The 7,625-nt window shown below is 55.3% G+C and carries 7 protein-coding genes; 3 read left to right on the top strand and 4 right to left on the bottom strand.

Annotated elements, in window-relative coordinates:
• Nucleotides 1–173: 173 nt before the first annotated feature.
• Nucleotides 174–644: a DUF4079 domain-containing protein gene (locus tag IQ254_RS28045; RefSeq protein WP_193969447.1), complete on the bottom strand. Its 471-nt coding sequence runs from the start codon at nucleotides 642–644 to the stop codon at nucleotides 174–176.
• Nucleotides 645–879: 235 nt separating this feature from the next.
• Between IQ254_RS28045 and IQ254_RS28040 the strand changes: the two genes are divergently transcribed.
• Nucleotides 880–2,637: a M48 family metallopeptidase gene (locus IQ254_RS28040; RefSeq protein ID WP_193969446.1), complete on the top strand. Its 1,758-nt coding sequence runs from the start codon at nucleotides 880–882 to the stop codon at nucleotides 2,635–2,637.
• 292 nt (nucleotides 2,638–2,929) lie between these two features.
• Here IQ254_RS28040 and IQ254_RS28035 read toward each other — a convergent pair whose 3' ends face one another.
• A complete protein-coding gene (locus IQ254_RS28035; RefSeq protein WP_193969445.1) occupies nucleotides 2,930–3,730 on the bottom strand; it encodes an E3 ubiquitin ligase family protein in 801 nt (266 codons plus the stop codon).
• Between the two features lie 312 nt (nucleotides 3,731–4,042).
• Between IQ254_RS28035 and acsF the strand changes: the two genes are divergently transcribed.
• Both acsF and IQ254_RS28025 read left to right on the top strand, forming a co-directional pair.
• Nucleotides 4,043–5,119: a magnesium-protoporphyrin IX monomethyl ester (oxidative) cyclase gene (gene acsF, locus IQ254_RS28030; protein WP_193969444.1), complete on the top strand. Its 1,077-nt coding sequence runs from the start codon at nucleotides 4,043–4,045 to the stop codon at nucleotides 5,117–5,119.
• A gap of 155 nt (nucleotides 5,120–5,274) precedes the next feature.
• Nucleotides 5,275–6,147 (top strand): hypothetical protein, encoded by an 873-nt coding sequence (locus IQ254_RS28025; protein WP_193969443.1) that lies wholly within the window; start codon nucleotides 5,275–5,277, stop codon nucleotides 6,145–6,147.
• A gap of 169 nt (nucleotides 6,148–6,316) precedes the next feature.
• On the opposite strand, the gene IQ254_RS28020 is transcribed toward IQ254_RS28025, so the two are convergent.
• Entirely contained in the window at nucleotides 6,317–6,706 is a 390-nt protein-coding gene (locus tag IQ254_RS28020) for a hypothetical protein (RefSeq protein ID WP_193969442.1), read from the bottom strand.
• 170 nt (nucleotides 6,707–6,876) lie between these two features.
• On the bottom strand, nucleotides 6,877–7,491 hold the full coding sequence (locus tag IQ254_RS28015; protein WP_193969441.1) for a hypothetical protein: 615 nt from the start codon (nucleotides 7,489–7,491) through the stop codon (nucleotides 6,877–6,879).
• Nucleotides 7,492–7,625 lie beyond the last annotated feature (134 nt).

The raw sequence follows: 7,625 nt of genomic DNA, 5'->3' as shown, positions 1-7,625 counted from the left end.
TTTTCCCAACAGTCCGCCCACTCTACTTTTGTCTAAATTCATCGCCGCTAAGCTAGACTCCTGCCCCAGCGCTGGTGCACCTGACTTGGCGGCCTAGAAATCCAATCAAGAACTTAGGACTGCCCAGTTGAAGATATCAACCCTTTGTATTGAAATAGTTAGGATGTGTCGCTTCAGCTAGATTGCAGATTCGATATCAGCCGCAGCACAATCTGCATACCGGTGACAGCCTGCCAGCCAAACAGCCCCACCAGCACGATATTGAGGCTGATGTGGGTGAGGCGAGCGGTTTCGTTGCCCTTTTGCATAAAGGGCACCAGGGCTGCGGAGGTGGCGATCAGGGTGGCCATGCCCAGACCCGCGAGCAGATGAGGCCCGACAAATAGCTTGCCTGCTTCAATATAGGTGGCCCCCATGCCGCCGACGGTGCCAAACACCATAACGGCTAGTAGCACCGAGCCGACCTGGTGATGCTTGAGGGCAAACTTGCCTTTAATCAGCTCTTTGCGGGTTTCGGCGTCGGCCAACCGGGTGCGGCGGGCCTGCACCCCCAAGTAGAGGGCGTAGAGGGTAGTGGCCAGCAGCAACCACATGATTACGGGGTGAACAAAGTTGAGCCAGGGCTGAAGCACGTCTAGAGTCATGGAGTTTCACTGTTACATTTGCTTAACAAAATTATAGGAGTACAGATTCTGGCTTGGCAAAGCATTGGGTCAGAATAGGGCTGGAGGGGAACCTGACGGCTATTTTTGCGTTCTGCTTTTGCATCCTGCTGTAAAACCCTCTGTGGTGCCCCACGGCTGGGTCGCCCTATTGATTAAGGCTCGGGGAGCATGGCTCCTTGGTTATAGTGGCAGAAACAGTTTTAAGGAGAGAGCCATGCGGCGGCCCAGGCGATTTTTGGCGGTGGTGCTGGCCAGCCTTTTAGGAATGGTGTTGCTGGGCCAGGGAGTTGTGTTAGGGACTACGCCCGATCTGGCCATTGAGCGGCCAGGGCTGCCTGAAGATGGCGGTAGTCCGGTGCTCCTCTCTGATGCCGAAGATACCCTTCAGGTGGATCCGGCGACGCTGCCGGAGAGTACTCTCCCTACCCCTTACCCTGAACCGCCCGATGGGACGCTCAAGCTGCCACCCCAGGAGCCTAGCCCCGAGGCTGTGGAGGATGAGTCGGAGGCCGACGTTGACCCCGAGGCCACAGCACCCGATGCTGAGCCAACGCTGGCAATGCTGCTGGCGGGTTTGTCTCCGGCGTTGGCGAAGCGCAGCGAGGTCTTGATCGAGGCCGATCGCCTGTATCAGGCGGGTGATATCGCTGCCGCTGAGCCCCTCTATCGGCTGGCAAAAGATTCTAAATGGCTGGCAGAAATCGCCCCCGAGATGGCGATCGCCCCCCTGACCGACCCCGCTGACCTGCCTCCCGCCGGGCAGGTCTACTGGCGCGAGGCCCAGGCCGGGGCCGAGTCGGCGTTCCCCAGTCGGGTGCTGGTGCCGCTGGAGCTGCTGGTTCAAAACTACCCCGAATTTTTGCCGGGGCAGGCGCTCTATGCCCGCTATCTGGTGCAAAACGATCGCGCCGATGAGGCCATGGCACTGCTGGAGGATGCGATCGCCCGCTACCCCTATAACCCCGATCTGCTCCGGGCCCAGGCCGAAGTTCAAATGGCCCGCGAGCAGTGGATCGAAGCCGCCATTACCGCCAACCAGTTCGCCATTCTCAACCCCGAGCACCCCGATGCCGAGGCCATGGCTGACCTGGCACGGCAAAACCTCGATCGTTTTCGCGGCGAAATGAACGAAAACCTGACCCGCAACCTGGTGTCTAACATTCTCACTGGGGCGGCGGGTTATATTCTCACGGGCGGGCTGCTAGGGCCGTTTAGCGCCATCAACTCGGGGGTTTTGCTAATGCAGGGCGAAAGCGGCCTGGGCCAGCAGGTGGCCGAGCAGGTCAAGCGTCAGCTGCCCATGGTCGAAGACCCGGAGATTCGTGCCTACGTCAATGACATTGGCCAACGCCTGGCGGTATTAGCTGGGCGCGACGAGTTTGACTACAGCTTCGAGGTGATCATGGATGACAGCCTCAACGCCTTTGCCCTGCCCGGCGGCAAAGTCTTTATCAACGCCGGAGCGCTGACTAAGAGCCATTCCGAGGCCGAGCTGGCTGGGCTGCTAGGCCATGAGTTGGCCCACGCGGTGCTCTCCCACGGCTTTCAAATGGTTACCCAGGGCAACCTGACCGCTAGCCTGGCTTCGTTTATTCCCATTCCTGAGGTGGCTAACTTGACGGCCAGCCTGATTGTGTCGAGCTACTCCCGCGATATGGAGCGCCAGTCTGATATTTTGGGCACCAAGCTCCTGGCCACCAGCGACTACGCCGCCGACGGCCTGCACAACCTGATGATTACCCTCGAAGAGGAGTACGGCAACCAGGGGGTGAGCTGGTTTGCCTCGCACCCCAACCCGGGCGATCGCGTCAGCTACCTCAAGCAGCTAGTAGACCAGGCTGGCTTTAACCGCTACGCCTACGAAGGGGTCGAAACCCACCTCAAAATGCGCTACAAAATGACCCGCCTGCTCACTGAGTACAAGCTAGAACAGGGTATTGAAGACAACCAGATCGGTGATGAGCCACGCTAGCTCTGATGCACTGGTCGCATGGGCGAACCGCAGTTTGTTGTAAATGGCACCGGCCCTTTAATCAGCCTGGAAAAGTTCAGCGATCGCTATCCTGACATCCGGTGGCTGTACACCAGGCGATTCATTCCCCGGCATGGAGGGCTGTCGTCTTAACTGGAATGCTTTAGGCGGGACTAAGTCGGTAAAGTACACCAAATCCGATTTGGGAAACCCCGATTCATAATCAGGAACCTCGTAGGGGCATAGCATGCTATGCCCCTACGAACCGGGGGTATTCAGGCAGGATTTGGTATTACCCCACAATTGCAGCCAGCACGAGCACTGCCCCAACCCCAAAGCACCCTACCATCGTCCAAAGGGCGACCTGGGCACTCTGATTTACGGCTTGGGTCAGGGCCTCGTGGGTTTTCAGCGTAATGATAAAGGGCTGGTTGGCCTGGTCAGGCTTAGTGATGGTGAGGGAGCTGTGACGATCGCACACCATACCTACTACCAGCACTGGGCGGTCTAGCGGTAAAACCGTTTCCTGGTAGCGATAGCCCAGAGTTTTGCGGTTTCCGTGACCGCTGTCGCTGCTAAGCACTAAAGAAAACGGCCCAAATGAAAGCATGTTCCCGGCCGGTGTGCCGGGTCGAAACTCATTGAGCACCTCGACTCGCTCGATCTGGGCACCCTCAGGGTCAACTCGTATTGCCCCTGAGCGATCAACCAGGTCAAAGGGAATCTGCTGTCGATGCTCGCTAATGGTTTCTGATCCGCGCTGGGTGCGGGTGGTCATGTGACCGTCGCTATCTTTTTCGCGCACGGTTTCTTCGTACTCGCGCACGACGGTACTCGTGTAGCTCACACAGGGCAACTGCTTCAGCTCCGAAGTCAGAGGAGAGGCGGCTTGGATGGAGCCTCGCAGCCAGACATAGTCGCGCCAGTGACCCCCGCCAATTTCAGTCGCGACGGCATCAGCGGTAGCGGTCAGGTCCGCTGCTTGGGATGGCCGTGCCAGCTTAAGCTGGGTACAGCGCCCCTGTTGACGGCGCTGCACCCACCAGAGTACGGCCCCTATAGCGATAAAAATAATGCCTGCGATCGCCATCATTTTCCTCCACTGCTGTGCGCCAGCTTGTGACTCTCAGCATGCCCCAAGGCACCCCGAGACTAAGATGCAGCGTTACGAATTTGCATGAACAACCCGGCTTTGGCTTTAACTACCGAAAGGTTTTGTTGCAAAACTTAAAGCGCCGTCGACTGACCTAAAAGCCCTGATACACTGACATTTAGCGATTTATATAGGGCACTGCTTTTTCTTTCTTCAGGTCACGGATTAGGCCTGAAATATAGATGGGTGTTTCCTCTTCATCGCTTACCGGGAGATAGCCCGGCCCCTGTCCACCGCGCCATCTAAGGACTCATGGTAGATTCCCTTAAAAAGCCTGAACTGCAAGAAATTCGCCCAGGGGTAAAGGCTCCGGCCAAAGACACCATTCTCACCCCTCGGTTTTACACCACCGACTTCGACGAGATGGCCGCCATGGACATCTCGATCAACGAAGCCGAGCTACTCGCCATCCTCGAAGAGTTTCGGGTTGACTACAACCGCTACCACTTCGTGCGCAATGACACGTTCGACCAGTCTTGGGATTCGATTAGCGGCGAGACCCGGCAGCTGTTTGTAGAGTTTCTGGAGCGCTCCTGCACCGCCGAGTTCTCGGGCTTTTTGCTCTATAAAGAACTGGGTCGTCGCCTCAAGGGCAAAAACCCGGTGCTGGCCGAGTGCTTTAACCTGATGTCGCGGGACGAAGCTCGCCACGCGGGCTTTCTCAACAAGGCCATGTCTGACTTCAATTTGCAGTTAGACCTGGGCTTTTTGACCAAGAGCAAAGACTACACCTTCTTCAAGCCCAAGTTCATCTTCTACGCCACCTACCTGTCTGAGAAGATTGGCTACTGGCGCTACATCACCATTTTCCGCCACCTTGAGGCGCACCCCGAGAACGAGATCTACCCCATCTTCCGGTTCTTTGAGAACTGGTGCCAGGATGAAAATCGCCACGGTGACTTCTTCTCGGCTGTGATGAAGGCCCAGCCCGACATTCTCAACGACTGGAAGGCCAAGCTGTGGTGCCGCTTCTTTTTGCTGTCGGTGTTTGCCACCATGTACCTCAACGACCTCCAGCGCAGCGGTTTCTATGCCTCCTTGGGCCTCGATGCGCGAGACTATGACATTGAGGTAATTGAGAAAACCAACGAGACCGCTGGTCGTGTCTTTCCCATTACGCTCAACGTCGATCATCCGGCTTTCTTTAAGCGGCTGGATGTGGCGGCAGCGGCCAACGCCAAACTGGCGGCAGTGTCTGGGTCTAACCAGCCTAAGCCGCTACAACTGCTGCAAAAACTGCCCCACATTGCCACCATCGGCTGGCAGCTGGTGCAGCTCTACTTTATGAAGCCGATCGACACCGTCGCCGCTCGTGGCCAGGTGCGCTAGGGCGACTACATAGGTTTTGAAACGCTATCCTCGTTTCCCCCAGCGGCTTTACTCTTGCGGTAGGGCCGCTTTTTTTGGCGGCGCCATTGAGACTGTGCAGCGAAGCCGAGGCGCTAAGATGCATAGGGTGTTTGCGTAAACTGGGAGCCGCTTGGGTGTTGCCATTGACCACTTGTCTGCTGAGAATTTGGGTATGCCTGACGGTGCTGGGGTGGGGGCAACGGGCGATCGCCCAACCAATTTCCCCCTGCGTTAGGGCGTTCTCTTGGAATGCTCCACCCCCCCCTGCTTCAGTGGTTGGCGACGCTATCGATCTCTGTGCAACCCATCAGCCATCAGAATTCTCCACGGTTAATTTTGCTAGCGTGGAGTTTTCGCCAGCGGCTGCTCAACCTGAGGTGTTAGCGCTGGATGCAGAGGCGATCGCACCCACCCTCGACCTTGACCCCGCTGTGATCGAAAACAGCCCGGTGCTGCAGCGGTGGCTGGAGCAAGTGCCTGACGTGGCCAACGAAATTCGCCATCAACCCAGCTTTCGCACTCGGCTGCGGGTGGGCTACGCTCAGTTTTCGTCGACGGGGCAGATTAGCGGTGTGGGCGCGGCTGTGGAGGATGTGTTTGTGGTGCGGGGAACGGGCCTGACCGCCAGTGCTGCCTACAACCGCAGCTGGAACGGCCAGCGGGAAGACTATGGCGGTGAAGTGCGGTACTATCTGCTGCCTTTGGGTGGTTATGTGAATATCGCCCCGACGATAGGCTATCGCTCCCTCAGCACGCCCGACTACCAAACCCATGGGCTCGATGTGGGTCTGCGGTTGATGTTGATTCCTTCGCGGGGGGGCGGGGCCGACCTGGCCCTGAGCCAGCGCTGGGTGGCACCCGGCAACGAGGGGGAAGTGGGCATTACCAGTCTTGCGATCGGCTATGCAGTGACGCGACAGCTGCGGCTGGGCACCGATTTTCAGCTGCAAAACTCTCGCTTTGGCCAAGACAGTCGCTTTGGGCTATCGCTAGAGTTGCTGTTGTAATGAGGTTATCCAAATTCCTCATTTAGAGCTTTGGTGCATCGCTTCGCGGATGCACCCTACGGGCGGGACTGCGATCGCTTTTGTGGAGCGTTAGCCCTCAGCCAACGTTCTATTTGCATGCAAATCTCTTGCCTACTTTTCTCCGGCATCAATGCCTATTTTTGATGTTCTACGTTTCATGCCACATAATATAAACTTGATATCCATCATCATTCTTTTCGATGCCTATATTCATGAATCTTGCGTTTGGCAGCTCTACCTGACCACCAAGCACTTCTTTGTTTTCGACATCCCACCATTTCGATGCATTAATACCATCAGTCAAGACAAAACCGTTCTTAAACGTTGAAGTATCTACCACATTGCGGTCAAATATCTCTTGCAAACTGGATGCATCAGTCTCGAACTTGAACCAAATGGCATCATCGATTCCAGAGCCTTCGAGCTTGTAGCCAAGGGGGACAATGTTTATAGAAGGATTGAGATACATTTCGACCTGGCACCGAGACAACTGTGCTTCTGTTGGTGTCGTGGTTTCTTCGTCTTTGCCAAAATTCAAACACCCTGTAAGCAAAGAAGTAAGGATCAATGACGAGGCTATAAATAGATGTAGTTTCCTCATTAGTTCATCTTTAGCATAACGTTGCCCATCACCCGACGCTAGTAACCTCTGGATTTATAGCCGATTACCTTTTGACGGTCGGCGTGCATGGGCGTTGTTATGCAGCTCTATTTAGAATTTGGCTCCAACATACCGATGAACTCTTGAAATGATGAAGCCACTGGAATCAGAAACGAATCCCAATTCACGTTGAGGCATTGATCCTCATCATCATCGCTGAACTGCTGCTCGAATGGCAGTGAGTCCCATTCAAAGTACGCATCCATTGCTTTGTTTGCATCCCAAATCACAACGGTAGGTGAGGTAGGTTGCACGCGGTAATCGAAGCAAAAGAGATCGACATATCCGCGATCGAGGCACATATCTGTTTGAGTGGCAGCGAAGGGAAGCAAGCCAGAAAAGAGCGATCTCGACGTGTTGCACTCGCAATTCATCAATGAAGATATTGACTTCACCACACGTTCGTCAGTTTGAATTTGATCGAAGTGTGGGCGAAAGTCGCCGATGAGTTTTGATTCGCTATCGAGCAGCGTGAGAAACTCAGCAACGCGATAAGGGCAGCCATTAACCTTTACTGTTCCAATCGTGGGTTGCCCGCCGTGGCAAATTGCCATGTAGGCAAGAAAATCCGTATCGAGGGGGTAGCGTTTGGACAATGCATTCACGACGCGAGTATCGATTGGACCTGCGAGGGTATTTGGACTACAAGCTAGATCACGCATGGATTTGGAGACTGATCAGAATTTTGTGTAAGCGGTCTAGAATCCCAATAACTCAGGAGACCGCATCATGGTACGCAAGAAGAAAGAACCAAACCGCATCGATGACATGCTGGATGATCTCTTGGCGGACTGCC

Origin of the sequence: Nodosilinea sp. LEGE 07088, from assembly GCF_015207395.1 — a bacterium.
GTDB lineage: Bacteria > Cyanobacteriota > Cyanobacteriia > Phormidesmidales > Phormidesmidaceae > Nodosilinea.
Note: the sequence above shows the minus strand (reverse complement) of the source record. Positions and strands in the feature narration are given on the sequence as shown.

What these genes read in the sequence shown, in the direction of transcription:
- IQ254_RS28045 (WP_193969447.1), bottom strand. Translation starts at nt 644, where the DNA reads ATGACTCTAGACGTGCTTCAGCCCTGGCTCAACTTTGTTCACCCCGTA.
- IQ254_RS28040 (WP_193969446.1), top strand. Translation starts at nt 880, where the DNA reads ATGCGGCGGCCCAGGCGATTTTTGGCGGTGGTGCTGGCCAGCCTTTTA.
- IQ254_RS28035 (WP_193969445.1), bottom strand. Translation starts at nt 3,730, where the DNA reads ATGATGGCGATCGCAGGCATTATTTTTATCGCTATAGGGGCCGTACTC.
- acsF (WP_193969444.1), top strand. Translation starts at nt 4,043, where the DNA reads ATGGTAGATTCCCTTAAAAAGCCTGAACTGCAAGAAATTCGCCCAGGG.
- IQ254_RS28015 (WP_193969441.1), bottom strand. Translation starts at nt 7,491, where the DNA reads ATGCGTGATCTAGCTTGTAGTCCAAATACCCTCGCAGGTCCAATCGAT.